Origin of the sequence: Burkholderia sp. Bp8994 (genome assembly GCF_003853805.1) — a bacterium.
Classification (GTDB): Bacteria; Pseudomonadota; Gammaproteobacteria; order Burkholderiales; family Burkholderiaceae; genus Burkholderia.
In genome coordinates this window covers 1-23,776 of sequence record NZ_QTQH01000007.1, presented here as the reverse complement: position 1 = coordinate 23,776, position 23,776 = coordinate 1, and the positions used below count along the sequence as shown (strand labels likewise).

Genomic DNA, 23,776 nt, shown 5'->3' with positions numbered 1-23,776 from the left:
TTTTTGCGATCGCAGGAAACAGGAGCGCCCGCCGAAGCGGGCACGCCGGATTTACGCTGCTGCCTGCAGACCCTTGACGGCTGCGGCGAGGCGGCTCTTGCTGCGAGCGGCCTTGTTCTTGTGAACGATCTTCTTGTCGGCGATCGTGTCGATCGTCTTCACGGCAGCCTTGAACAGCTCGGCAGCCTTTGCCTGGTCGCCGGCTTCAACAGCCTTGCGAACCGACTTGATCGCGGTACGGAATTTCGAGCGCAGCGCCGAGTTGTGCGAATTTGCCTTCGCGGCTTGGCGGGCGCGCTTGCGTGCTTGTGCGGAGTTAGCCATGACGGTTCCTTATCCTGTCCTGTTTCCAGAGCTTGGAGCCTGACGGCCAAGCGCTGCTTTTCGATCCGTCCCCTGAGAGCGATTGCCCAGGGGCGCATAAAAAACGGTGATTTTAACCGAGGCCGAGACATGAAAACGACAGGCGCCGTGCATGTAACAGGCTCAGAAACCGGCGATTATAGCAACAAAATCAAGCGCGTGGCAAGGTCAACGTGACGTCGGCCCGACGGGGGCCGCCGGCGACGCGCGCCCTTTTCGCCATCCGTCCGTGCCGGGCCACGCAACGTCCGTATAATAAGCGCCCCATGAATCTATTCCGAGCCCTGCTGACGGTCAGCGGCTTCACGCTGCTGTCGCGCGTGACCGGACTGGCCCGCGAGACGCTGATCGCCCGTGCGTTCGGCGCCAGTCAATACACCGACGCGTTCTACGTCGCTTTCCGCATTCCGAACCTGCTGCGCCGCCTGTCTGCCGAAGGCGCGTTCTCGCAGGCGTTCGTGCCGATCCTGGCCGAGTTCAAGAACCAGCAGGGGCACGATGCGACCAAGGCGCTCGTCGACGCGATGTCGACCGTGCTCGCGTGGGCGCTCGCCGTGTTGTCGGTCGTCGGGATCGCCGGCGCGTCGTGGGTCGTGTTCGCGGTCGCGTCCGGCCTGCATACCGACGGGCAGGCGTTCCCGCTCGCGGTCACGATGACGCGGATCATGTTCCCGTACATCGTGTTCATCTCGCTGACGACGCTCGCGTCAGGCGTGCTCAATACCTACAAGAGCTTCTCGCTGCCGGCGTTCGCGCCGGTGCTGCTCAACGTCGCGTTCATCGCCGCGGCCGTGTTCGTCGCGCCGCACCTGAAGGTGCCGGTCTACGCGCTCGCGTGGGCCGTCATCGTGGGCGGCGTGCTGCAGTTCATCGTGCAGCTGCCGGGGCTGAAGAAGATCGACATGGTGCCGCTGATCGGCCTCAACCCGGTGCGCGCGCTGCGTCATCCCGGCGTGAAGCGGGTGCTCGCCAAGATGGTGCCCGCGACGTTCGCGGTGTCGGTCGCGCAGCTGTCGCTGATCATCAACACCAACATCGCGTCGCGGCTCGGGCAGGGCGCGGTCTCGTGGATCAACTACGCCGACCGCCTGATGGAGTTCCCGACCGCGCTGCTCGGCGTCGCGCTCGGCACGATCCTGTTGCCGAGCCTGTCGAAGGCGCACGTCGACGCCGATTCGCATGAATATTCGGCGCTGCTCGACTGGGGGCTGCGCGTCACGTTCCTGCTCGCGGCGCCGAGCGCGCTCGCGCTGTTCTTCTTCGCGACGCCGCTCACCGCGACGCTGTTCAACTACGGCAAGTTCGACGCGCATACGGTCACGATGGTCGCGCGCGCGCTCGCGACCTACGGGATCGGTCTCGTCGGCATCATCCTGATCAAGATCCTCGCGCCGGGCTTCTACGCGAAGCAGGACATCAAGACGCCGGTGAAGATCGCGATCGGCGTGCTGATCGTCACGCAGATCTCGAACTACGTGTTCGTGCCGCTGATCGGCCATGCGGGCCTCACGCTGAGCATCGGCGTCGGTGCCTGCCTGAACTCGCTGCTGCTGTTCCTCGGGCTGCGCAAGCGCGGCATCTACCAGCCGTCGCCCGGCTGGCTGCGCTTCTTCGTGCAGCTGATCGGCGCGGCGCTCGTGCTCGCCGGCCTGATGCACTGGTGCGCGATCAACTTCGACTGGGCCGGCATGCGTGCGCAGCCGCTCGATCGCATTGCACTGATGGCCGCGTGCCTCGTGCTGTTCGCTGCACTATATTTCGGTATGTTGTGGGTGATGGGCTTCAAATACGCTTACTTCAGAAGGCGCGCCAAGTGACGACCGCAATGACCCGCGTCCTCGACTACTTCAGCACGCTCGTGGCGGACGACGACAGTCTGCCCGTCACGGAAACCGCGCTGTCGCTTGCGCAGGACGCGTATCCCGACCTCGACCTGCAGGGTACGCTGGCCGAAATCGACATCCTGGCCGCGCGGCTGAGCCGCCGGCTCGGCGACGATGCGGACCTGAAGGACCGCGTCGCCGCGCTCAACGCGTTCTTCTTCCGCGAACTCGGCTTCGCATGCAATCACAACGATTACTACGACCCCGATAACAGCCACCTGAACGCGGTGCTGAAGCGGCGGCGCGGGATTCCGATCTCGCTGTCGGTGTTGTACCTGGAGCTCGCCGAGCAGATCGGCGTGCCGGCGCGCGGCGTGTCGTTCCCCGGCCACTTCCTGCTGCGCGTGACGCTGCCGGACGGCGACCTAATCATCGATCCGACCAACGGCCATTCGCTGTCCGAGGCCGAGATGGTCGAGATGCTCGAGCCCTACGTCGCGCGTGCGGCGGGCGCGGTCGACAGCGCGTTGCGCGCGCTGCTGCAGCCGGCCACCAGCCGCGAGATCATCGCGCGGATGCTGCGCAACCTGAAGACGATCTATCTGCAGACGGAACGCTGGCAGCGGCTGCTCGCGGTGCAGCAGCGGCTCGTGATCCTGCTGCCGGAACAGCTCGACGAAGTGCGCGACCGCGGCTTCGCGTATGCGCGGCTCGACTACCTGCGCCCCGCGCTCGAGGATCTCGAGCAGTATCTCGGCGAGCGGCCCGATGCGGAGGACGCGACCGTCGTCGAGTCGCAGGTGACCGAGTTGCGGCAGCGGATGCAGCGCGACGGCGAGGACTGAGCCGTCGCAGTCTCACCGGCGCCCCGAACGTCGACACGCCCGCATCGCGGGCGTTTTTTTGCAGCTGCTTGCTTGCACTTACTTCGGCTGCATCCGGATCGCACCGTCGAGGCGGATCACTTCGCCGTTGAGCATCGGATTCTCGACGATCTGGCGCACCAGCATCGCGTATTCGTCCGGTTTGCCGAGCCGCGGCGGGAACGGCACCATCGCGCCGAGCGCGTCCTGCACGTCCTTCGGCATGCCGAGCAGCATCGGCGTCTCGAACAGCCCGGGCGCGATCGTCATCACGCGGATGCCGTGGCGCGACAGGTCGCGCGCGATCGGCAGCGTCATGCCAGCGACACCGGCCTTCGACGCCGCATACGCGGCCTGGCCGATCTGCCCGTCGTAGGCGGCGACCGACGCGGTGCTGACGATCACGCCGCGTTCGCCGCCGGCGTTCGGCGCGGTCGCGGCCATCGCGGCGGCCGCGAGCCGGATCATGTTGAAGGTGCCGACCAAGTTGACGTTGATCGTCTTCGCGAACACGTCGAGCGGATGCGCGCCGTCCTTGCCGACGGTTTTCGCGGCGGGCGCGATGCCCGCGCAATTCACGAGGCCGCGCAGCGTGCCCGCGCGCGTCGCGGCGTCGACGGCCGCCTGCGCATCGACCTCGCTCGATACGTCGCAGCGCACGAATACGCCGCCGAGTTCGCCCGCGAGCGCCGCGCCGGCTGCTTCGTTGAGGTCGGCGAGCACGACCTTGCCGCCGGCCTGAGCGAGCATGCGGGCCGTTCCGGCGCCGAGGCCCGATGCGCCGCCCGTGATCAGAAAGACGTTGTCGCGAATCTCCATCACTGTCTCCTTGGTTGGGTCCGATGCCGGTCGATCGGAGGCACGGCCGCCGCGCCGGTTCGTGCGGCGCACGTATTCGATCGATTGTACGGGGCGCCGCCGGATGCCGGCGAGACCGGCGCGGTCGTGCGAGGTCGTGCGAGGTCGGACGAAACGGATGGCGCAGGCGAAAAAAAGGTTCATCGAAGATTGCCGGCGAACACGTGGAAGACCGTCGGCGCTCGGCGGTCTCCAGCCGTTGGCCAGTTCAGCCGTCAACCGAAGCTGATGCTGAAGCCGCGTGTACCAGCGTCACTGCCTGTTCGCGCGCAGCCTCCCTGCCCGCGTGATCGATTTCGGGTCCAAACAGCGTTTTCTCGACGACGATCGATTCGATGTCGGTGATACCGATGAAGCGCAGCCACGCCTCAAGAAACGGCCGCTGATAGTCGAACGACTCGGCGGGCGTGCTCGATTGCCTTGAATAGTCGAGGCCTCTCGCATAGATCACGACGGCTTTCTTGCCGTTCAGCAATCCCGCCAACCCACGCTCGTCGAATGAGAAGAGGAGGCCGCGGTGGGACACGGCGTCGATGAAATGCTTGAGTTTGTACGGGATGGAAAAATTCCACAGCGGCACGGAGAACAGCAGCGTATCCGCGTCGTGCATCCGCTGCGCCAGCTGGCGGAAATCCGCCCACGCTTGCTGCTGGCCTTCGCTGAGCGGCGTACCGCTCAAGTCCGCGTATTTGGCATCGAGCGCATCGCCGTCGAGTTCCGGCAATTGCGTCGCCCACAGGTCGAGCACGTCGACCCGATGCTCCGGATGCGCGTCGCGCCAGGCTTCCAGATACGCGTGCGCAACGTCGAGTGATGCGGACCGCGACTTGCGCGGGGACGATTCGATATGAAGCAAGGTCGACATGGAACGACTCCTGACGGGTTGACGGCCCTCATCAGAACATAGTTCGATTCGAAATATAAACGAAGTATCATCACGCTACTCAGTAGCATTCGCACTGTATTGCGGGACATCTCATGTTCGATACCGTTTTGCTGCGCTCCTTCGTGGCCGTCGTCCAGGAAGGCGGGTTCACGCATGCCGCGGCCCGTCTGAATCTGACGCAGTCCGCGGTCAGCGCGCATCTGCGCCGCCTGGAAAAACAGGTCGGCCGTGACCTGCTCGTGCGCACCACGCGCTCGGTCGCGCTCACGGTGGACGGCGAGCTGCTGCTGGGTTACGCGCGCGCCATCCTCGCGCTCAATCAGGACGCGCGGGCGCAACTGCTGCGCGAACCGAGCGCGGGCACGATCCGCGTGGGTCTGTCGGAAGACCTCGCCAACGTCAGGCTGATGCATGTGATGAAGGCGTTTGCCGGGCGGTACCCGCGCATCGCATTCAGCATCAGAGTGGGTATCCCGGGCGATCTGCTCCAGGCGCTGGATCACGGTGAACTGGATGTGGTGATGGGCGGGCGCTGCCACGGCGGGCCCGCCGGACGCGTGCTCTGGCGCGAGCCGCTCGTGTGGGCCGGTGCGGATTGGGCGTCGCTCACGCCCGGCGTACCGGTGCCGATTGCGCTGCTGCCGGAACCCTGCCCGTATCGCGAGGCCTCGCTGGCAGCACTGGCCCGAGCGGGCGTGGATTACCGGATCGTGCTCGTGTGCCCGAGCGGCGCCGGCCTGTGCGCCGCCGCGCACGCGGGCCTTGCGGTGACGCCAATCGTGCACACACAACTTGCGCACGGCTTGCGTGCGATTCCGCCGGATGCCGGCCTGCCGGCCCTGCCCGATGTCGAGTTCACGATGTTCGCGGTGCCGGGCGCGTCGGCCAGGGTTGTCGATGAACTGGGCAACGCGATCGTGCTGGCGTTCGCGCACAACGGGTGACCACGTTCATCGCGGCGACAGCGTTGGGATTTGCGCGGCCAGAGGCACATGCATCGTCGCCGGTTCACGCAATTCCACGATGAACCAAAAAAAAGCCGCCCCGAAAGGGCGGCTTGCGGTGCATGACGCGGTGCTTACTTCAGTGCGTCGAACGCACGCTCGCGGATTTCGTCCACGCTGCCGAGGCCCGAGATCTTGCGATACTGCGGGGCCTTCAGGCCGTTTTCCTCGCCGCGCTGCGCCCAGTCGCCGTAGTACGTGATCAGCGGCTTGGTCTGCGCTTCGTACACTTCGAGACGCTTCAGGACGGTTTCTTCCTTGTCGTCGTCGCGCTGGATCAGCGGTTCGCCCGTCACGTCGTCCTTGCCCTCGACCTTCGGCGGGTTGAACTTCACGTGGTACGTGCGGCCCGATGCCGGGTGCGTGCGGCGGCCGCTCATGCGCTCGACGATCTCCGAGAACGGGACGTCGATTTCGAGCACGTAGTCGATCGCGACGCCGGCTTCCTTCATCGCGTCAGCCTGCGCGATCGTGCGCGGGAAGCCGTCGAACAGGTAGCCGTTCGCGCAGTCGGCTTCCTTCAGGCGCTCCTTCACGAGGCCGATGATCAGCGCGTCCGGCACGAGCTTGCCGGCGTCCATGTAGCCCTTCGCCTCGACGCCGAGCGGCGAGCCGGCCTTGACGGCCGCGCGCAGCATGTCGCCCGTCGAGATTTGCGGGATGCCGAACTTTTCCTTGATGAAGTTTGCCTGGGTACCCTTGCCCGCGCCGGGCGCACCCAACAGGATCAAACGCATGGTGATATCTCCGGTATGTAGATTCGTGTGGCGAGACGCAAAAGCGTCGGCGACAGCGTGCGCGGGGCTTGTCTTGCGCGCGGCGGACCGGTCTGATGCGGCGCGTCGGCGAAAGGCGACGCGCGGCTGCCGGGACGGGCCGTGGCAGGGTCAAGCTAGGACGCGCGGGTCGCGGACGGCTCGCACAATCGCCTGATTATGCCACGGGTTATTTTGAACCCGGCCGAAAAAGGGCCTGCACGCGTGCGAGATCGGCCGGCGTATCGATGCCGGCTTCGGGTGCATGCTCGGTGATCAGCACCGCGATGCGCTCGCCGTGCCACATCGCGCGCAGCTGTTCGAGCTGCTCGGCCTGCTCGATCGGCGCCTGCGCGAGCGACGGATAGGTGCGCAGGAAACGCGCGCGATAGGCGTAGAGTCCGATGTGGCGATAGACCGGAAAGGCCGGTGCGGGCATGGCCGCGACGTCGGGCCAGTGCGGTTGGTACGCATCGCGGCTCCACGGAATCGGCGCGCGCGAGAAGTACATCGCGACGTTGCGCGCGTCGAGCGCGACCTTCACGATGTTCGGATTGAACACGTCGGCCGCGTCGTGGATCGGGTGCGCGGCGGTCGCGATCGCGCAGTCCGGGTGCGCGGCGAGGTGCGACGCTACGTCGCGGACGAGCGCCGGGTCGATCAGCGGCTCGTCGCCCTGCACGTTGACGACGACGGTGTCGTCGCTCCACCCGAACGTCGCGGCGACTTCCGCGAGCCGGTCGGTGCCGGACGGATGGTCGGCACGCGTCAGCACCGCTTCGAAACCGTGCTCGCGGGCCGCATCGAGCACGCTCTGCGCGTCGGACGCGACGAGCACCTGCTGCGCGCCCGCTTCGCGCGCGCGCTCGGCGACGCGCACGACCATCGGCTTGCCGCCGAGATCGGCGAGCGGCTTGTTCGGCAGGCGCGTCGACGCGAGCCGGGCAGGAATGACGGCGATGAAGGGCTGCGGATGAGTCATCGGGGCTGAGCGGTGAGAAGAGCGGGGCGGGCGGCGCGTCGAAGGCGGGCCGCCCGGCAGGGCCGGCACGCGGCCGCGAAGAAGCGCGGCCGGGCGCCGGTGCAGCGGTGCGGCGTTTAGCTGCCGGCCGGGCCGGCGGGGTCGACCGGCGTGCCTTCGACGGTCTGGCGTGCTTCGTCGACGAGCATCACGGGGATGCCGTCGCGGATCGGGTAGGCGAGCTTGTCCGCGTTGCAGATCAGCTCCTGCGCGGCGCGGTCATAGTGGAGCGGGCCTTTGCAGATAGGGCACACAAGGATTTCAAGCAGGCGAGCGTCCACGGAGTTTCTCCACAACGAGGGCAATGAGGCGAGGATCGAGCGCGGCTTCGACGGGGACGACCCACAGCCGAGCGTCGCGCCAGGAAGCGCCCAATTTTACTGCATCCTTCTCGGTGATCAGGATCGCATCGACCGCGTCGTCGACGAACGGATTGTCGGCGAACGCGTAATGGTCGGGCAGCGGGCGCGTCGCCGGCGCGAGGCCGGCCGCACGCAGCGTCGCGAAGAAGCGTTCCGGCGCGCCGATGCCGGCCGCGGCGAGCACGCGCTCGTGCGCGAACTGCGACAGCGGGCGGCGCAGCGCCGGCTGGTCGAGGTGCCACGCGGCGCCCGGCGTGAGCGCGAGCGCATAGGTGTCGGGCCACGGCGGCAGCGCGCCGCTGTACGGATCGTTGACGAGCGTTGCGTCGCGGTGGCGCGACAGCGGCTCGCGCAGCGGCCCGGCCGGCAGCAGGAAGCCGTTGCCGCCGAGCCGGTGGTCGAACACGACGAGCTCGACCGTGCGCGCGAGGCGGTAGTGCTGGAGGCCGTCGTCGCTGACGATCACGTCGACGTCCGGGTGCGCGGCGCGCAACGCCTGCGCGGCCGCGACGCGGTCGGGGCACACCCACACGGGCGCGCCGGTGCGGCGCGCGATCAGCAGCGGTTCGTCGCCGGCCGCGCTCGCGCGCGACGCGGGCGTGACCGCGGTGGGCGCCTTCACGTTCGCGCCGTAGCCGCGCGACACGACGCCCGGCGTGAAGCCGGCAGCGCGCAGTGCGTCGACGAGCGCGATCACGGTCGGCGTCTTGCCGGTGCCGCCGACGGTCACGTTGCCGACCACGACGACGGGCACGCCGACGTCGACCGGTTGTTTCCAGCCCTGCGCGTAGGCCGTGCGGCGCAGCGCCGCGCACAGGCCGAACACGCACGCGAACGGCGTGAGCGCCCATGCGAGGGCGCCGCGTCGCTGCCATTCGCGCGTGAGGCGCGCTTCGAGCCGCGCGAGCGGGCCGCCGGGCGCGCTCATCGGGCCGGGCGCGGCGCGTCTTGCGCCGCGGCGTGGTACGGATTCGTCAAGACGGATTCTCCGTGGGGCGGCGCATGCCGCAAGGGGTTCGGAAGGCGGCACTCTAGCGCGCCGCACGCGGGCGCGGCAAGCGCGGCCGGGCGACGCACCCGATGGGGCCGGAACGGAACGGGCTGTGGATAACTCTGTGAAAAACTCCCGGCCTGTCCGCGTGAAACGCCCGCCGGGCGGACATCGAATCGGCGGCAAATCAAACTGCAAGGTTTAAAAAACTATAAAAATCAATGTGTTGTGAGGAATCGTCTGGGTTTTTCCGCGGTTTTGAAGCGTTTTTGATGGACGATTGCCAGAGTGTGGACACCTTTCAAATGGTGCAGCGCGGGCGGCCGGCGCTGGACGTCGCGCGCGTGTCGGACTATCGTGTCGCCGCCAGCATTCATCCGACCGCCCATGCTTTCCGACTCTCCTTTTTCCGCTCCCGGCGCGACCCGCGGCGGCGACGAAGTGATTCCCGTTTCGGCGCTCAATCGCGCGATTTCGACGATGCTCGAGCGCTCGTTTCCGCTGCTGTGGATTTCGGGCGAAGTGTCGAATTTCACGCGCGCCGCGAGCGGCCACTGGTATTTCTCGATCAAGGACCAGCAGGCGCAGATGCGCTGCGTGATGTTCCGCGGTCGCGCGCAGTACGCGGAATTCACGCCGCGCGAAGGCGACCGGATCGAGGTGCGCGCGGTCGTCACGATGTACGAGCCGCGCGGCGAAGTGCAGCTCAACGTCGAGGCCGTGCGGCGTACCGGCCAGGGGCGCCTGTACGAGGCGTTCCTGCGGCTGAAGGCGCAACTCGAGGCCGAAGGCCTGTTCGCGCCCGAGCGCAAGCGGCCGCTGCCGGCGCACCCGCGCGCGATCGGCATCGTCACGTCGCTGCAGGCCGCCGCGCTGCGCGACGTGCTGACCACGCTCGCGCGCCGCGCGCCGCACATCCCGGTGATCGTCTATCCGGCGCCCGTGCAGGGTGCGGGCTCGGCCGAGAAGCTCGTCGCGGCCGTGCAGGCGGCGAACGCGCGGCGCGAGGTCGACGTGCTGCTGGTCTGTCGCGGCGGCGGGTCGATCGAGGATCTGTGGTCGTTCAACGACGAAGCGCTCGCGCGTGCGATCGCGGCGAGCGAACTGCCGGTCGTCAGCGGCGTCGGCCACGAAACCGATTTCACGATCGCGGACTTCGCGGCCGACCTGCGCGCGCCGACGCCGACCGGCGCGGCCGAGCTCGCGAGTCCGCAGCGCGCGTTGCTGTTGCGCGAGGTGGCCGACCGGCAGCGCGCGCTTGCGCGCTGCCTGGAACGCGGGCTCGAGCAGCGCGCGCAGCAGCTCGACTGGCTCGCGCGCCGGCTCGTCAGCCCGGCCGAGCGGCTGCAGCGGCAGCGCACCCACGTCGAGCAACTGGCGGTGCGGCTCGCCTCGGCCGCGTCGCGGCCGGTGCGCGACGCGCGTGCGCGTTTCGCGCTCGCGCAATTGCGCTGGCAGCGCGCGCGGCCCGACCCGGCGCAGGCGCGTCAGGCACTCGCCGGGCTGTCGCAACGTCTCGCGGTGGCGCTGCAGCGCCGTCACGAGCGCGATACGGCGCGCGTGTCGGCCTGCGCGGCGCGGCTCGAGGTGCTGAGCCCGCAGCGCACGCTCGAGCGCGGCTACGCGGCGCTGATCGACACGCAGACCGGCCGCGCGGTGCGCGCGCCGAATGCGCTGAAACCGCAGCGCCGCCTGACCGTGCATCTCGCCGAAGGCTCGGCCGACGTATCGCTCGCCGACGTGCAGCCGCGGCTGACCGACACGATCTGACGGCGGCGGCGTAAGCGGAACGAAGGTCGCGCGTCCTGCGCTCCGGATGGTCCGGCGCCCGGCGCGGGAACGGATGCTGCGCATCCGTCTTCTGGTCCTGCCGGATGAAGCGGGAACGCCGATTTTCTGCATACCGCGGATAAATGCCCGTGAGTTTGCGGGGATATTCGGACTCGCCTACAATCGGACGCTCGGCAGCATTCAACACAGCCTCCCTACATACTCAACGAAGGAATCGCCATGGCTCATACGCTCCCGCCGCTCCCGTACGCTGAAGACGCACTCGCGCCGACCATCTCGAAAGAGACGATCGAGTACCACTACGGCAAGCATCATCAGGCTTATGTGACGAACCTGAACAATCTGATCCCGGGCACGGAATTCGAAAACCTGTCGCTGGAAGAGATCGTGAAGAAGTCGTCGGGCGGCATCTTCAACAACGCCGCGCAAATCTGGAACCACACGTTCTTCTGGAACAGCCTGTCGCCGAACGGCGGCGGCGCACCGTCGGGCGCGCTGGGCGACGCGATCAACGCGAAGTGGGGTTCGTACGACGCGTTCAAGGAAGCGTTCTCGAAGGCCGCGGTCGGCACGTTCGGTTCGGGCTGGGCATGGCTCGTGAAGAAGGCCGACGGTTCGCTCGACATCGTGTCGACGAGCAACGCCGCCACGCCGCTGACGACGGCCGACAAGCCGCTGCTGACGATCGACGTGTGGGAACACGCGTATTACATCGACTACCGCAACGCACGTCCGAAGTTCGTCGAAGCGTTCTGGAACATCGTGAACTGGGACTTCGCAGCGAAGAACTTCGCGTAAGTCCATGCGTACTGCGCGCCGTTGCGGCGCGCGGCACCCGAAGAAAAGCCCTCGTCACGAGGGCTTTTTTGTTTTTGTCGGGCGGGAATCGATGCGTGGCACTTGCCGGATCAGGCGAGCGCCGTCGCCAACCAGCCGAGCGCCGCGCTCGCGATCACGACGGCCCACGGCGGCACCCGCCAGAACACGAGCGCGACGAACGCGACGAGCGCCGCCGCGAAGTCGCGCGGCGACACGATCGTCTCGCTCCACACCGGGTGATACAGCGCGGCGAGCAGCAGCCCGACCACAGCCGCGTTTACGCCCGCGAGCGCGGCCTGCATGCGTGTGCTGCGGCGCAGGCGTTCCCAGAACGGCGCGGTGCCCGCGACGAGCAGGAACGACGGCGCGAAGATCGACACGAGCGCGATCGTCCCGCCGAGCCAGCCGTTCGGCGCGTCGCGCAGCGACGCACCGAGGAACGCCGAGAACGTGAAGAGCGGCCCCGGCACGGCCTGCGCGACACCGTAGCCGGCGAGGAACGCAGAATCGCCGACCCAGCCCGGCGCGACGACGGCCGCCTGCAGCAGCGGCAGCACGACGTGCCCGCCGCCGAACACCAGCGCGCCGGTGCGAAAGAATGCGTCGGCCACCGCGAGGGTATGCGAATGCAGCGCGCCCGCCGCGAACGGCAACGCGACGAGCAATGCGGCGAACAGCACGAGCCACAGCGCACCCGCGCGATGCGACACGTGCAGCGGCAGCGGATCGTGCGCGCCGCGCTCGGGCTGCGGCAACAGTACGAGCCCGGCCGCGCCGGCCGCGACGATCACGGCCACCTGCAGCCATGCGGCCGGCACGAGCAGCGCGAGGCAGGCTGCGACCGCCATCAGCGTGGCGCGGCGCGTATCCGGGCACAGCGTGCGCGCCATGCCCCACACCGCCTGCGCGATCACCGCGACCGACACGATCCGCAGCCCGTGCAGCGCGCCGGCCGCGACCGGCATCCCCGCAGCGTGCATGCCGAGTGCGAACAGCATCATCAGCAGCGCCGACGGCAGCGTGAAGCCGAGCCATGCGGCGAACATTCCCGCATAACCCGCGCGCGACAGGCCGATCGCCATCCCGACCTGGCTGCTCGCCGGCCCCGGCAGGAACTGGCACAGGCCGACGAGATCGGCATACGCGCGTTCGGTCAGCCAGCCGCGCCGCGTGACGAACGCGTCGCGGAAGTAGCCGAGATGCGCGACGGGCCCGCCGAACGACGTGAGGCCGAGCCGCAGGAACGCGACGAAGACAGGCCACGCGTGGCGGGAAGGGGCGGTAAGGGTGGACGTGTTCAAGCGCGTATGCGGGGAGAAGGACGAACGAGCCGCCACGATAGCGCGAAGCGATGACGGCGGGAATGCGGCGTTGCGGCGATCGCTCGATGGCGTCACGACGGGCGCGTCAGGACGGAGGCGGCGCGTCGTCAGTGCGTGCCGTCAGTGAGTGCCGTCAGGCAGCCCGCTCGCCCGGCGCAGCGCATCGACATCGACGAGTTCGATCTCGCCGACATGCAGCCGCACGACGCCGTCGGCCTGCAGCGCCTTCAGCAGCTGGTTGGTGGTCTGCCGTGTGAGCGACAGCATCGCCGCGAGCTTTTCCTGCGACAGCCGGATGCGCGTGCGGCCGGCGCTGATCCCGCCGTAGCCGTCGGCGATCATCAGCAGCCGTGCGGCAAGCCGCTGCGCGGCCGGCATCACGCTCATCGATTCGACGGTCAGGAAGCTCAGCCGGAGCTTTTGCGCCATCAGCAGCGCGAACTGCCGCCAGTATTGCGGCGTCGTGTCGAGAATCGCGAGCAGCGCGCGCTGCGGGACGTGCAGCAGCAGCGTGTCGTCGAGCGCGATCGCGTCGTGCGTGCGCGGCTGGCCGTCGAACAGCGCGATCTCGCCGAACCACGTGACGGGTTCGGCGACCGTCAGCAGCGCTTCCTTGCCCTGCGGATCGACCGCGCCTATGGTGAGGGCGCCGGCCAGCACCGCATACAGCCCGCATGGCGGGTCGCCGCGGCGGAACAGCGCGTGGCCGGCCGGCAGGTGCCGCAACGCGGCGCGGGCGAGCAGGTCGTCGCGCAACGCCCGCGGCAGCGCGGCGAACCACGGGTGCGCTTCGATCTGCGGCAGGTACGGGGCGAGCGGCGAGGGCATGGGCACGCGATGTCGGGTAGCTGACAGAGGTTCCTGGGCGTGACGCGCATCATAGCGCCCAATGATCGTTCAGGAGACGCCATGAAGACGCTCGAAGACCACCTTTCCCAGTATGCGGCCTACCATCGCGACGCGCGCAACATCGCGACGCATCTGGTCGGCATTCCGATGATCGTGTTCGCGGTCGAGGTGCTGCTGTCGCGGCCGGCGCTCGGCACGCTGGCCGGTGTCGCGCTGTCGCCGGCGCTGCTGCTCGCCGTGGCGTTCGCGGTGTTCTACCTGCGCCTCGACCTGCGCTTCGGGGCGGTCATGACCGCGCTGTTCGCCCTCGGCCTGTGGGCCGCGCAGACGCTCGCGCTGCTGCCGACCGCGCAATGGCTCGGGATCGGCATCGGCGCGTTCGTGGTCGGCTGGATCGTACAGTTCGTCGGGCACTGGTTCGAGGGGCGCAAGCCCGCGTTCGTCGACGATCTGGTCGGGCTGATGGTCGGGCCGCTGTTCGTCGTCGCCGAAGTCGCGTTTTTCGCGGGCCTGCGCGGCGACGTGCGCCGCGAGGTCGAGCGGCGCGCGGGGCCCGTGCACGGCGGCGCGCATTCGCATATCTGACGCGTCGGCCGCGCCGGCCTGCGGGTTCGGCGCGGACGCGGTCGGCTGCGCCCTCGGCGGCCGGTTCGCGGCGGCATCGCGGCCGGCCCTGGCGCGGCGATGCGCCGTGGGCCGAACTGACCGCGCCGGCGACCTGCGAGCGGCGCGGGGCCGCGCGTCGCCCGCCATCCCACGCGCGACGCGCAACGGCTAAGATGCGGGGTGCGTCGCACGACAGGACGCGTACGCGGAGCAATCGCCATGGTGGATCGCCCGACTCTCGATGCCTACGAAGCCCATGCCGCGCAATACGCGCAGGACTGGCTCGACCAGGCCGCCCCCGACGACATGTATGCACTGCTCGAGCAGTATTTCTCGCCCGGGCCGACGGCCGACGTCGGCTGCGGTGCGGGACGCGACGCCGCGTGGCTCGCTTCGCGCGGATTCGACGTGCGCGGCTACGATGCGAGCGCCGCGCTGCTCGCCGAGGCGCGCTTGCGCCACCCGTCGCTGACCTTCGAGCTGGCTGCGCTGCCGGCGCTCGCCGGCGTGCCGGCCGGCGCGTTTCGAAACGTGTTGTGCGAGACGGTCGTCATGCACCTCGAACAGGCGGATGCTGCAGCGGCGGCCGCGCGGCTGGCCGGGTTGCTGATGCCCGGCGGCACGTTGTACCTGAGCTGGCGGGTGGCCGGCAACGGCGCGCTGCGCGACGAGCGCGGCCGCTTGTATACGCCGCTCGATTCGGCGCGCATGCATGCGGCGCTCGGCGCCGGCATGCACGTGATCGACGAGCACGAGGTGGTCAGCGCGTCGTCCGGCAAGCGCGTGCACCGGCTGATCGCGCGCCGCGCCAACGCCCTCGACGGCGCCGCGTGAGCGCGGCCGCGCGAACTCATTCGCGGCTGAGTGCCGCTTCCCAGTTGATGTCGACGCACAGCACCTGCATGCCGGTCGCGGCCGGCGCGGCGATCGATGCGGTCACGCACAGGTGCGCTTCGTTGATCGACAGGTACGGCGGCGTCAGATGCACGCGGCCGGGCGCGCGCATCGCGTGGATGAAGTAGGGGCGGCGCTCCCAGCTCGCGCCTTCCGAATGCAGCAGCGGCCGGAAGCGCTTCGCCCGCTGCGAGACGCTGCCGCGCGCGAGCACGTTGTCGCCGATCTGGCGGCCCGATGCATCGAGCAGGAAGCAGCGCGCGGTTTCCGGCAACCCGAGCACGGCGCCGGCCGCGTCGATCAGCGATTCGCCCGCGACGAGCTTCCGGCTGGCTTCCTCCAGCGCGGCGACATACGGCGCGAGGCGTTCGGCCTGCGTGCGCTCGCGTTGCGCGACGCGCAGCCGCAACGCGGCCGACAGCGTATCCATGCAGCCTGCGGCGGCCTGCGGTTGCACGGGGTCGACGCTCGGCCCCGCGAAGTACTGTCCCTGCACGAAATCGACGTCGCATTCGAGCGCGATCATCGCGTCGCGCTCGGTCGAGAGCCCGCCCATCAGCACGAGCTGGCCGGATTCGTGCAGCAGCGACACGAGCCCGGGCAGTACGCGCTCGAGATGCGAGTGTTCGCTCGCCTGCGCGAGGATCCCGCGGTCGAGCGTGACGATGTCGGGGTGCAGGTGCCACACGCGGTCGATGTTCGAATGTTTCGCGCCGAAGCCGCCGAGCGCGATCAGGAAGCCGGCCTTGCGCAGCCCGTCGACGATCGCCGCATAGCGCGGCGTCTCGCCGCCCGCCTGCTCGGGCACCTCGAGCACCACGCGATGCGGCGGCAGGCCGAGCGCCTTCAGGTTCGCGAGCAGGGCGTCGCCGTAGACGGTGTCCATCAGCGCCGCCGGGTGCAGGCTCAGGAAGAGCCATTCGTCGTGACTGTCGAACGCGTGGAAGTTGCCGAGATGCAGCGATTCGGCGAGCCGGCCGAGCTCGAGCAGGTCGCCGCGCCGCGCCGCCTGCGTGAACACCTCGTGCGACGCGACCTGGCGGCTGTCCTCGTCGTGCGCGCGCAGCGACGCGTGATAGCCGATCGCGCGGCGGTGTGACACCGAGAAAACGGGCTGGAACACGCTGAACACGGTGTATGCGCCGTACAGCACGGTGCGCCGCTTCCCGTCGTCGCCGGCGACGGGGCGGGGCGGCTGGAAGCCGGGTGGATCGATGTCGATCATGCTCATGATGTCGGCCGAAGGAAGACTGCCAGTTTACCTACAGAATAGGCGAGCAAGAAGCATGCACGGCATCGTGCCCCGTGCGGCGGGCCGTCGCGGCCGGCAGGGCGCGCGCGGTGCAGCCGTGCTGCACCGACATGGTGCGCGGCGCGCCGCCGTGGCGATTGTGGCGGCGCGCGCCGTGCGTCACGCGCGTTCGGACGGATCGGTCTTGTGCTGCGTGCCGCCGCGGATGTCGGGCGCGAGTTGCGCGAAGATCCACGCGGACGCGGCCGTGATGATCCCGACACAGATGAAGGTCGCATGGAACGCGGGCAGCGTGTTGCTCGGCGTCACCGTGCGCAGCATCCCGGTGAAGGTGGCCAGCAGCGCGCCCGCGACCGTGACGCCGAGGCTCATCGACAGCATCTGCACGAGCGAGAACAGGCTGTTGCCGCTGCTCGCGCCGCCGGTGCCGAGATCCTTCAGCGTCAGCGTGTTCATCGCGGTGAACTGCATCGAGTTGAAGCCGCCGAACAGCGCGAGATGGACGACCTTCACCCACACCGGCACCGTGTCGCGCATCAGCGCGAAGCTCGCCATCATCACCCCGACCATGATCGTGTTCGCGAGCAGCACCTTGCGGTAGCCGTGCTGCGTGATCAGGCGCGTGATGATCCGTTTCGAGAACATCCCGGCCGCCGCGACCGGCAGCATCATCAGCCCGGCCTCGAATGCCGAATAGCCCAGGCTCACCTGCAGCAGCAGCGGGATCAGGTACGGCATCGCGCCGCTGCCGATCCGTGCGAACAGGTTGCCGAGCAGGCCGACGCTGAACGTATGGATCTTGAACAGCTCGAGCGAGAAGATCGGCTGCGGCGCGCGCACCGCGTACAGCCCGTACGCGACGAAGCACGCGAGGCTCAGGATCAGCAGCACGAGCACGGCTGCATGCTGCATCCCGAGATCGGCGAGCCCGTCGAGCGACAGCGAGATAGCGACCATCCCGATCGTCAGCAGCAGATAGCCCTTCAGGTCGAAGCGGCCGACGGCCGGGTTGCGCGCGTCGGGCATCGAGTAGAAGGTCGCGACGCAGCCGGCGACGCCCACCGGCACGTTGATCAGGAAGATCCAGTGCCACGACGCGATCTTCACGAGCCAGCCGCCGAGCGTCGGCCCGATCAGCGGCCCGATCAGCCCGGGAACCGCGACGAACGACAGTGCGGGCAGGTAGCGTTCGGCCGGGAAGGTGCGCAGCACGGCCAGCCGCCCGACCGGCAGCAGCATCGCGCCGCCCACCCCCTGCACGACGCGGAACACGACGAGCTGTGACAGCGTATGCGCATTCGCGCACAGCAGCGAACCGAGCGAGAACACCAGGATCGCGCTGAAGAACACGCGCCGCGTGCCGAACGTGTCCGCGAGCCAGCCCGAGACGGGAATCATCACCGCCATCGTCAGCGAGTAGGCGATCACGACCGACTGCATCCGCAGCGGCGATTCGCCGAGACTCACTGCCATCGACGGCAGCGCCGTGTTGACGATCGTCGCATCGAGCGTCTGCATGAAGAAGCCCGTCGCAACGAGCCAGAGCATTATGGTGAGGTTCTTTTCGCCGGGAGCGGCGGCGGGCGGACGTTGGAACATGGGGACGGACCGGTGGCGCGGGACAGCCGCCATTGTAGGCAAAGCCGCCGTGCCACGCAGGATCGGTCCGGACGCCTGTCCGGCGGCGGACCGATACAGTTCAGTCGAAAGTGTCTGCAGGCGTATCTGTCCGTGTGTCGCCACGGTCCGAAATACTGGCGTCATCGAACCCACGCGACCCGGAGGCGGCCATGCGCGAACTGCGACTCTACGAGATGGACGGCAACGAACCGGCCGGGCGGTGGCGGATCGTCGATCGCACCGCGTTGCAGGTCGCGGACGGCGGTCTGTGGCTGACGATCGAGGGCCGGCCCGACGATCACTGGTTGCATGCCGGCGAGACCTTGGCGCTGCTGCCCGGCATGCGCGTGTGGATCAGCGCGGCGGCGGGCGGCGCGGTGTTCGCGTTCGGCCCGCAGGCGGCGCCGGCCGTGCAGGCCGCGCCGAGCGCGTGGCGGCGGCTCGCCGCATGGCGCGGCGGCCGCGCTCAGGCAGCCGCGTCGCTGCCGACGTAGCGCGCGCGGGGCCGGATGAGCTTGCCGTCAGCGTACTGCTCGAGTGCGTGCGCGATCCAGCCCGCGGTGCGGCCGGCCGCGAACAGCGTGAACGCGGCGCCGTCGGGCAGCGCAAGCGTGCGCTCCAGCACCGCGAGCGCGAAATCGATCGACGGATGCAGGCCGGTCGCCGCCTCGACGCGCGCGGCGAGCGCGCGGGCCATGCGCAGCGGTGCCCGGGCGGGCAGCGTCGCGTGTAGTGCGTCGAGCAACGCGCGTGCGCGCGGATCGCCGTCGGGATAGAGCGGATGCGCGAAACCGGACAGTGCCGTGCGTGCGCCGTCCGCGCGTTCGTCGTGTGCGACGCGCAGCGCGAGGTAGCGGTCGAGGTCGGCGGCCCGCGCGGCTTCGTCGAGCAGGGCGCCCGCGCGGAACGTCTCGCCGCCGTGGCGTGGGCCCGACAGCGCCGCGAGCCCGCCCGCGATCGCACCGAACAGATGGGTGCCGGTCGACGCGATGCAGCGCACCGCAAAGGTCGACGGGTTCAGTTCGTGATCGGCGCACAGCACGAGTGCGCGGCGCAGCAGGTCGGCTTCGTCGCGCCGCCGGATCCGCCACGCGGCGGCGAGCTGTCGATGCACGGGCGCGTCGCCCGGTGCGATGCCGGCCAGCGCGGCCGTCGTCACGCGCAGCAGCAGCGTGGCCGCGTCGAACTGCGCGTCGCGCCCCTGCGCCCACAGGCGCGGCAGCGAGGCGGCCGCGGCGGGGAGCAGCACCAGCGTGCGCTCGAGCGGCGCGAGATGGGCCCAGCGGCGGGCCCAGTCTTCCCACTGGGCGGCGTCGAAACCGGTCGATGCAAGCGCTGCCGCAGCGAGCCGCGCGGGCGGACAATCCCACAGGCGGGCCGCCGTTTCCTCGAGCGTCGCGTCGTTCGCGAGCGCGATCGCATCGGCGCCGCGATAGTGCAGGCGCCCGTCGGCGATTTGCGTGATCCGCGATTCGAGCACGGGCACGCCCCAGTCGAGCGAGCGTTCGGCGACGCCGCCCGCGCGCTTTGCATCGGCGCGGCGGCGCGCGAGCAGGCGCACCTCGTCCGCGTCGTAGCGGCGGCGCTTGCTCGCGCCGTCGGGCAGCGAGCGCAGCAGGCCGCGGCTCACATACGCGTAAAGGGTGCTCACGCTGACACCGAGGATGCCGGCGGCTTCCGGCGCGCTGAGGGACGTCATGCCGATCGCTCCTGTCGGGGCGCATGAAGCGCGGCCCGGCTACAACTATTCGTTATGCGTTGATTCGCGCAATCAAGATTGATCGCGCCTGTCGCGAATTCTAGACTCGAATGCGTCTCCTCCACGGCGCGCTTCCACCATGACCCCCGAACTCGCATTGACCCACTTGTGGCAACTGGCGCACGGCGAACCGCGCGCACTGGCCCGCGCGGCCGTGGCGGGGCAGGACCCGACGCTGCCGTCGGCATTCCACGTCGGCACGCTCGCCGCGGCGACGATCGCGGCGGCCGGGCTCGCGGCGGCCGAATGCCACCGGCTGCGCACGGGCGTCGCGCAGCGCGTCGACGTGTCGATGCGCGACGCGCTCGTCGCGTTTCGCAGCGAACGCTACCTGCGCGTGGACGACGGCCTGCCGCCCGAGCCGCGCCATCCGGTGACGGGCTTCTACGAAACGCGCGACGGGCGCTGGATCCAGCTGCATGCGAACTTTCCGCATCACCTGCACGGGATTCTCGACGTGCTCGGCAGCGGCCCGCAGCGCGATGACGTGGCCGCGGCGATCCGCACGTGGGACGGCGCGGCACTCGATACCGCGCTCGCCGAGGCCGGCCTGTGCGCGGCATTGATCAGAATCCCTGACGAATGGGCGGCGCACGACCAGGCACGGGCACTCGCGTCGCTGCCGCTGTTCGAGATCGAGCGGATCGGTGACGCGCCCGTCGAGGCGATCGGCCACGGCGCGCCCGACCAGCCGCTCGCGGGCGTGCGCGTGCTCGATCTCACGCGCATCATCGCGGGGCCGGTCGCGGGCCGCACGCTGGCATCGCACGGGGCACAGACGCTGCTCGTCAACGGCCCGCACCTGCCGAACATCGCGTCGCTCGTGATCGACAACGGGCGCGGCAAGCGCTCGACGTGGATCGACCTGCGCGAGGCGGGCGGTGTCGCCACGTTGCGCGCGCTCGCACGCGACGCCGACGTATTCCTGCAGGCCTATCGCCCCGGCGCGCTCGCGGCGCGCGGGTTTTCGCCGCAGGCGCTGGCGGAGCTGCGGCCCGGCATCGTCTGCGTGTCGGTGTCCGCATACGGGCACGCGGGGCCGTGGTCGATGCGGCGTGGCTTCGACAGTCTCGTGCAGTCGGCGAGCGGTATCGCGTGGCACGAGCAGCACGCCGCGCACGCGGACGGCCCGCGCCATCTGCCATGCCAGGCGCTCGATCATGCGACGGGTTATCTCGCGGCGTTCGGCGCGATGATCGCGCTCGCGCGCCGTGCGACCCAAGGGGGGAGCTGGCACGTGCGGCTCTCGCTCGCGCAGACGGGGCGCTGGCTGCAATCGTTCGGCACGGTGCCGGACGGCCTGCGGGCGCCGGATTTCACGTTCGACGACGTGCGCGACCGGATCGACCGGAGCGCGTCGCCGTTCGGCACGATCGATGCCGTGCGTCCGGCCGAACGCCTGTCGGCGACACCGCCGCGCTTCTCGAGGCCGCCCGTGCCGCTCGGCACGGACGAAGCATGCTGGTTGTGAGCGCCGGCGGCGCCGTACGCCGTGAGTATTGCCGGCGTTACTTGCGCAGTTCGACGACGAAGTCGTAGTAGTCGTTGCGGCAGTAGGTATCGGTGAGTTCGATCGCGCGCTGGTCGGCCGTATAACCGATCCGCGTGATCAGCAGCAGCGCGTCGTGCGGCGCGATGCCCATCTGTTGCGCGATCTCGTCGGTCGCGTTGACCGCGCGGAAATGCTGCAGTGCGCGCACGATCGGCGTGCCGCGCGCTTCGAGATAGCTGTACAGCGAACCGCCGATCGCCTGCGGATCGGGAATCAGCGTGGCGGGGAACGTCGAGTTCTCGACGGCCATCACGATGCCGTCGGCGAGGCGCAGGCGTTTCAGCCGTGTAACGGAGGCGGCCGGCGACAGGCCGAGCTGGATCACTTCGTCGCGATTCGCGGGCTGGATTTCGCGCTCGAGCCATTGCGAACTCGGCTTGAAGCCGCGGCGCTCGAGCATCTCGCTGAAGCTCGACAGCCGCGACAGCGGATCCTCGTAGCGCGGCCGGATGAAGTTGCCGGCCCCTTGCGTGCGGCGGATCAGGCCCTGCTCGACGAGCAGCGCGATCGCCTTGCGCGCGGTAATGCGCGACACGCCGAGCGCTTCGGACAGCACGCGTTCGGACGGCAGCGCCTCGCCGGCCGCCCAGCGATTGTCGTGGATCGCGTCGCCGAGCTTGCGGGCGAGCTGCAGGTAGAGCGGCGTGTCGTTGTCGGGGTCGGGGCGCAGGTCCTGCCAGCGGTCGTCCGTGGGTGCCTTCATGGAATGGGTATCGATCAGGGTGCCGGCCATTCTAAGTCATCATGCGGTGCCGTTATAGCCGGTTTTTGCCGTGTAACAGGTGGACGCCGCACCGATTGACTACACTGATGCGTCGTATTTGATGCTTCGGCCGCGGGTGCGCGGCCACGAATCCGCAGCGAGGAGCACATGACAGACACGATCGCCACGGTCGTCCTGCCGGACGGTGAGACGATTCCGAAACTCGGCCTGGGCACCTGGGAAATGGGCGAGCGGCCCGCGCGCCGGGCGGACGAGATCGCCGCATTGCGCGAGGGGATCGATCTCGGGATGACGCTGGTCGATACCGCCGAGATGTACGGTGACGGTGCGACCGAGGCACTCGTCGGCGAGGCGCTCGCCGGCCTGCGCGACGACGTGTTCCTGGTCAGCAAGGTGTATCCGCATCATGCGAGCCGGCGCGGCGTCGTCGCCGCGTGCGACGCGAGCCTCAAGCGTCTGCGTACCGATCGTCTCGACCTGTACCTGCTCCACTGGCGTGGTTCGGTGCCGCTCGAGGAGACCGTCGAGGGGTTCGAGGCGCTGCGACGCGCGGGCAAGATCCGCCACTGGGGCGTCAGCAACTTCGATACGGCCGACATGGCCGAGCTCGTCGACGAGGCGGGCGGGGGCGCGTGCGCGACCAACCAGATTCTCTACAACATCGCGCGGCGCGGCCCGGAATTCGACCTGCTGCCGTGGCTCGCCGATCATCGGATGCCGGCGATGGCCTACAGTCCGGTCGATCACGGACGGCTGCCGAAGCGTTCTCCGCTCGATGAAATCGCGCGGCAGCGCGGTGTGTCGGTCACGCGCGTCGCACTCGCCTGGGTGCTTGCGCAGCCGGGCGTGTTCGCGATTCCGAAGACGTCGCGGATCGAGCACGTGCGCGACAATCGCGCCGCGCTCGATCTCGTGTTGAGCGATGACGAGCGCGCGCAACTCGACGGGTACTTCCGTCCGCCGCGCAGCAAGCGCGCGCTCGAAATGCTCTGACCGCGTCGGGGGCAGGCGACGCGTCGGTCAGTGGCCATGACCACTGGACGATCCGCCGTTGCCGCCATTGCCGCCGGCACTGCCGCTTCCATTGCCATTGCCGACGCCGTTGGCGCCACCGTTGCCAGCGCCGCCGCTACCGTTGCCATTACCGTTGCCACCGCCGTTGCCGTGACCGCCGGTGCCATGGCCGCCGCCGCCGGAACCACCGCCGGAACCACCGCCGGAACCGCCACCGGAACCACCGCCGGAACCACCGCCGGAACCACCGCCGGAACCGCCGCCGGAACCACCGCCGGAACCACCGCCGGAACCACCGCCACCGTGGCCTCCGCCACCGCCGGAGTCGCCACCACCGTGACCTCCGCCACCGGAGCCTCCGCTACCGCCGGAGCCGCCGCCACCGTGACCTCCGTCGCCGTGGCCTCCGCCACCGCCGGAGCCGCCACCACCGTGACCTCCGTCGCCGTGGCCTCCGCCATCGCCGGAGCCGCCACCACCATGACCCCCGTCGCCGTGGCCTCCGCCACCGCCGGAGCCGCCACCACCATGACCCCCGTCGCCGTGGCCTCCGCCACCGCCGGAGCCGCCACCACCGTGACCCCCGTCGCCGTGGCCTCCGCCACCGCCGGAGCCGCCACCGCCGTGACCTCCGTCGCCGTGGCCTCC

At 69.4% G+C, this 23,776-nt stretch carries 24 protein-coding genes; 11 read left to right on the top strand and 13 right to left on the bottom strand.

Features of this window, described 5'->3' with window-relative positions:
- Positions 1 to 51 precede the first annotated feature (51 nt).
- On the bottom strand, positions 52 to 324 hold the full coding sequence (gene rpsT, locus DIE04_RS08800; protein WP_006482211.1) for a 30S ribosomal protein S20: 273 nt from the start codon (positions 322 to 324) through the stop codon (positions 52 to 54).
- Positions 325 to 629: 305 nt separating this feature from the next.
- Between rpsT and murJ the strand changes: the two genes are divergently transcribed.
- Together murJ and DIE04_RS08790 are read left to right on the top strand one after the other, a co-directional pair.
- Positions 630 to 2,180: a murein biosynthesis integral membrane protein MurJ gene (gene murJ / locus DIE04_RS08795; protein WP_044848571.1), complete on the top strand. Its 1,551-nt coding sequence runs from the start codon at positions 630 to 632 to the stop codon at positions 2,178 to 2,180.
- Between the two features lie 8 nt (positions 2,181 to 2,188).
- The gene (locus DIE04_RS08790; protein ID WP_124486969.1) at positions 2,189 to 3,031 is read left to right on the top strand and encodes a SirB1 family protein; all 843 of its coding nucleotides are present in this window, start codon (positions 2,189 to 2,191) and stop codon (positions 3,029 to 3,031) included.
- A 78-nt stretch (positions 3,032 to 3,109) separates the two neighbouring features.
- Here DIE04_RS08790 and DIE04_RS08785 read toward each other — a convergent pair whose 3' ends face one another.
- Complete coding sequence (locus tag DIE04_RS08785) at positions 3,110 to 3,868, bottom strand: SDR family NAD(P)-dependent oxidoreductase (RefSeq protein WP_124486970.1); 759 nt, start codon at positions 3,866 to 3,868, stop codon at positions 3,110 to 3,112.
- A 247-nt stretch (positions 3,869 to 4,115) separates the two neighbouring features.
- Entirely contained in the window at positions 4,116 to 4,772 is a 657-nt protein-coding gene (locus DIE04_RS08780) for an FMN-dependent NADH-azoreductase (RefSeq protein WP_124522994.1), read from the bottom strand.
- Positions 4,773 to 4,885: 113 nt separating this feature from the next.
- On the opposite strand from DIE04_RS08780, the gene DIE04_RS08775 reads away from it, so the two are divergent.
- Positions 4,886 to 5,737, top strand: a complete 852-nt coding sequence (locus DIE04_RS08775) for a LysR substrate-binding domain-containing protein (protein ID WP_124522995.1) — start codon at positions 4,886 to 4,888, stop codon at positions 5,735 to 5,737.
- A 134-nt stretch (positions 5,738 to 5,871) separates the two neighbouring features.
- Here DIE04_RS08775 and adk read toward each other — a convergent pair whose 3' ends face one another.
- The 4 genes from adk to lpxK all read right to left on the bottom strand — a co-directional run bounded on the left by adk (position 5,872) and on the right by lpxK (position 8,863).
- Positions 5,872 to 6,534, bottom strand: a complete 663-nt coding sequence (gene adk, locus DIE04_RS08770; RefSeq protein WP_044848575.1) for an adenylate kinase — start codon at positions 6,532 to 6,534, stop codon at positions 5,872 to 5,874.
- A gap of 208 nt (positions 6,535 to 6,742) precedes the next feature.
- Complete coding sequence (gene kdsB / locus DIE04_RS08765; RefSeq protein ID WP_044848576.1) at positions 6,743 to 7,534, bottom strand: 3-deoxy-manno-octulosonate cytidylyltransferase; 792 nt, start codon at positions 7,532 to 7,534, stop codon at positions 6,743 to 6,745.
- Between the two features lie 116 nt (positions 7,535 to 7,650).
- On the bottom strand, positions 7,651 to 7,854 hold the full coding sequence (locus DIE04_RS08760) for a Trm112 family protein (protein ID WP_006750935.1): 204 nt from the start codon (positions 7,852 to 7,854) through the stop codon (positions 7,651 to 7,653).
- A complete protein-coding gene (lpxK, locus tag DIE04_RS08755) occupies positions 7,835 to 8,863 on the bottom strand; it encodes a tetraacyldisaccharide 4'-kinase (protein WP_124522997.1) in 1,029 nt (342 codons plus the stop codon). Before lpxK ends, DIE04_RS08760 begins: the two co-directional genes overlap by 20 nt.
- 450 nt (positions 8,864 to 9,313) lie before the next feature.
- On the opposite strand from lpxK, the gene xseA reads away from it, so the two are divergent.
- Both xseA and sodB read left to right on the top strand, forming a co-directional pair.
- The gene (gene xseA / locus DIE04_RS08750) at positions 9,314 to 10,696 is read left to right on the top strand and encodes an exodeoxyribonuclease VII large subunit (RefSeq protein ID WP_124522998.1); all 1,383 of its coding nucleotides are present in this window, start codon (positions 9,314 to 9,316) and stop codon (positions 10,694 to 10,696) included.
- Positions 10,697 to 10,936: 240 nt separating this feature from the next.
- Positions 10,937 to 11,515 carry a superoxide dismutase [Fe] gene (sodB, locus tag DIE04_RS08745; RefSeq protein WP_124486975.1) on the top strand — a complete coding sequence of 193 codons (579 nt, stop codon included), beginning with the start codon at positions 10,937 to 10,939 and terminating at the stop codon, positions 11,513 to 11,515.
- A 110-nt stretch (positions 11,516 to 11,625) separates the two neighbouring features.
- Here the strand turns inward: sodB and chrA are convergent, their stop codons facing one another.
- On the bottom strand, positions 11,626 to 12,837 hold the full coding sequence (gene chrA / locus DIE04_RS08740) for a chromate efflux transporter (RefSeq protein WP_124522999.1): 1,212 nt from the start codon (positions 12,835 to 12,837) through the stop codon (positions 11,626 to 11,628).
- Positions 12,838 to 12,978: 141 nt separating this feature from the next.
- Entirely contained in the window at positions 12,979 to 13,686 is a 708-nt protein-coding gene (locus tag DIE04_RS08735) for a Crp/Fnr family transcriptional regulator (protein WP_044848581.1), read from the bottom strand.
- Between the two features lie 81 nt (positions 13,687 to 13,767).
- Here DIE04_RS08735 and DIE04_RS08730 point away from each other — a divergent pair, with 81 nt between their 5' ends.
- Both DIE04_RS08730 and DIE04_RS08725 read left to right on the top strand, forming a co-directional pair.
- Positions 13,768 to 14,292, top strand: coding sequence for a DUF962 domain-containing protein (locus tag DIE04_RS08730; protein WP_124523000.1), 525 nt, complete (start codon positions 13,768 to 13,770; stop codon positions 14,290 to 14,292).
- A 240-nt stretch (positions 14,293 to 14,532) separates the two neighbouring features.
- The gene (locus DIE04_RS08725) at positions 14,533 to 15,147 is read left to right on the top strand and encodes a bifunctional 2-polyprenyl-6-hydroxyphenol methylase/3-demethylubiquinol 3-O-methyltransferase UbiG (RefSeq protein ID WP_124486980.1); all 615 of its coding nucleotides are present in this window, start codon (positions 14,533 to 14,535) and stop codon (positions 15,145 to 15,147) included.
- Positions 15,148 to 15,163: 16 nt separating this feature from the next.
- On the opposite strand, the gene DIE04_RS08720 is transcribed toward DIE04_RS08725, so the two are convergent.
- Both DIE04_RS08720 and mdtD read right to left on the bottom strand, forming a co-directional pair.
- Complete coding sequence (locus tag DIE04_RS08720) at positions 15,164 to 16,438, bottom strand: EAL domain-containing protein (RefSeq protein ID WP_044845572.1); 1,275 nt, start codon at positions 16,436 to 16,438, stop codon at positions 15,164 to 15,166.
- Positions 16,439 to 16,618: 180 nt separating this feature from the next.
- Entirely contained in the window at positions 16,619 to 18,058 is a 1,440-nt protein-coding gene (gene mdtD, locus DIE04_RS08715) for a multidrug transporter subunit MdtD (RefSeq protein ID WP_044845573.1), read from the bottom strand.
- 191 nt (positions 18,059 to 18,249) lie between these two features.
- Between mdtD and DIE04_RS08705 the strand changes: the two genes are divergently transcribed.
- Positions 18,250 to 18,573, top strand: coding sequence for a DUF2917 domain-containing protein (locus DIE04_RS08705; RefSeq protein WP_124523001.1), 324 nt, complete (start codon positions 18,250 to 18,252; stop codon positions 18,571 to 18,573).
- Here DIE04_RS08705 and DIE04_RS08700 read toward each other — a convergent pair.
- Positions 18,546 to 19,778, bottom strand: coding sequence for a citrate/2-methylcitrate synthase (locus DIE04_RS08700; protein ID WP_124523003.1), 1,233 nt, complete (start codon positions 19,776 to 19,778; stop codon positions 18,546 to 18,548). The genes DIE04_RS08705 and DIE04_RS08700 overlap by 28 nt on opposite strands.
- Before the next feature lie 139 nt (positions 19,779 to 19,917).
- Between DIE04_RS08700 and DIE04_RS08695 the strand changes: the two genes are divergently transcribed.
- Positions 19,918 to 21,309 (top strand): CoA transferase, encoded by a 1,392-nt coding sequence (locus DIE04_RS08695; RefSeq protein WP_124523005.1) that lies wholly within the window; start codon positions 19,918 to 19,920, stop codon positions 21,307 to 21,309.
- A 37-nt stretch (positions 21,310 to 21,346) separates the two neighbouring features.
- On the opposite strand, the gene DIE04_RS08690 is transcribed toward DIE04_RS08695, so the two are convergent.
- On the bottom strand, positions 21,347 to 22,093 hold the full coding sequence (locus tag DIE04_RS08690) for a GntR family transcriptional regulator (protein ID WP_044845577.1): 747 nt from the start codon (positions 22,091 to 22,093) through the stop codon (positions 21,347 to 21,349).
- Positions 22,094 to 22,261: 168 nt separating this feature from the next.
- Here DIE04_RS08690 and DIE04_RS08685 point away from each other — a divergent pair, with 168 nt between their 5' ends.
- Positions 22,262 to 23,107, top strand: coding sequence for an aldo/keto reductase (locus DIE04_RS08685; RefSeq protein WP_124523007.1), 846 nt, complete (start codon positions 22,262 to 22,264; stop codon positions 23,105 to 23,107).
- 36 nt (positions 23,108 to 23,143) lie between these two features.
- Positions 23,144 to 23,776: hypothetical protein (locus DIE04_RS29705; RefSeq protein WP_185500330.1), on the top strand; the 633-nt coding region annotated here is incomplete at its 3' end.

Excerpts from the sequence above, each read along its gene's own strand:
- murJ (WP_044848571.1), top strand. The coding sequence starts at position 630 with ATGAATCTATTCCGAGCCCTGCTGACGGTCAGCGGCTTCACGCTGCTG.
- DIE04_RS08685 (WP_124523007.1), top strand. The coding sequence starts at position 22,262 with ATGACAGACACGATCGCCACGGTCGTCCTGCCGGACGGTGAGACGATT.
- adk (WP_044848575.1), bottom strand. The coding sequence starts at position 6,534 with ATGCGTTTGATCCTGTTGGGTGCGCCCGGCGCGGGCAAGGGTACCCAG.
- DIE04_RS08735 (WP_044848581.1), bottom strand. The coding sequence starts at position 13,686 with ATGCCCTCGCCGCTCGCCCCGTACCTGCCGCAGATCGAAGCGCACCCG.
- DIE04_RS08785 (WP_124486970.1), bottom strand. The coding sequence starts at position 3,868 with ATGGAGATTCGCGACAACGTCTTTCTGATCACGGGCGGCGCATCGGGC.
- lpxK (WP_124522997.1), bottom strand. The coding sequence starts at position 8,863 with ATGAGCGCGCCCGGCGGCCCGCTCGCGCGGCTCGAAGCGCGCCTCACG.
- DIE04_RS08700 (WP_124523003.1), bottom strand. The coding sequence starts at position 19,778 with ATGACGTCCCTCAGCGCGCCGGAAGCCGCCGGCATCCTCGGTGTCAGC.
- DIE04_RS08775 (WP_124522995.1), top strand. The coding sequence starts at position 4,886 with ATGTTCGATACCGTTTTGCTGCGCTCCTTCGTGGCCGTCGTCCAGGAA.
- DIE04_RS08690 (WP_044845577.1), bottom strand. The coding sequence starts at position 22,093 with ATGAAGGCACCCACGGACGACCGCTGGCAGGACCTGCGCCCCGACCCC.
- xseA (WP_124522998.1), top strand. The coding sequence starts at position 9,314 with ATGCTTTCCGACTCTCCTTTTTCCGCTCCCGGCGCGACCCGCGGCGGC.
- DIE04_RS08780 (WP_124522994.1), bottom strand. The coding sequence starts at position 4,772 with ATGTCGACCTTGCTTCATATCGAATCGTCCCCGCGCAAGTCGCGGTCC.
- rpsT (WP_006482211.1), bottom strand. The coding sequence starts at position 324 with ATGGCTAACTCCGCACAAGCACGCAAGCGCGCCCGCCAAGCCGCGAAG.
- DIE04_RS08730 (WP_124523000.1), top strand. The coding sequence starts at position 13,768 with ATGAAGACGCTCGAAGACCACCTTTCCCAGTATGCGGCCTACCATCGC.
- DIE04_RS08790 (WP_124486969.1), top strand. The coding sequence starts at position 2,189 with ATGACCCGCGTCCTCGACTACTTCAGCACGCTCGTGGCGGACGACGAC.
- kdsB (WP_044848576.1), bottom strand. The coding sequence starts at position 7,534 with ATGACTCATCCGCAGCCCTTCATCGCCGTCATTCCTGCCCGGCTCGCG.
- DIE04_RS08695 (WP_124523005.1), top strand. The coding sequence starts at position 19,918 with ATGACCCCCGAACTCGCATTGACCCACTTGTGGCAACTGGCGCACGGC.
- DIE04_RS08725 (WP_124486980.1), top strand. The coding sequence starts at position 14,533 with ATGGTGGATCGCCCGACTCTCGATGCCTACGAAGCCCATGCCGCGCAA.
- sodB (WP_124486975.1), top strand. The coding sequence starts at position 10,937 with ATGGCTCATACGCTCCCGCCGCTCCCGTACGCTGAAGACGCACTCGCG.
- DIE04_RS08720 (WP_044845572.1), bottom strand. The coding sequence starts at position 16,438 with ATGAGCATGATCGACATCGATCCACCCGGCTTCCAGCCGCCCCGCCCC.
- mdtD (WP_044845573.1), bottom strand. The coding sequence starts at position 18,058 with ATGTTCCAACGTCCGCCCGCCGCCGCTCCCGGCGAAAAGAACCTCACC.
- DIE04_RS08705 (WP_124523001.1), top strand. The coding sequence starts at position 18,250 with ATGCGCGAACTGCGACTCTACGAGATGGACGGCAACGAACCGGCCGGG.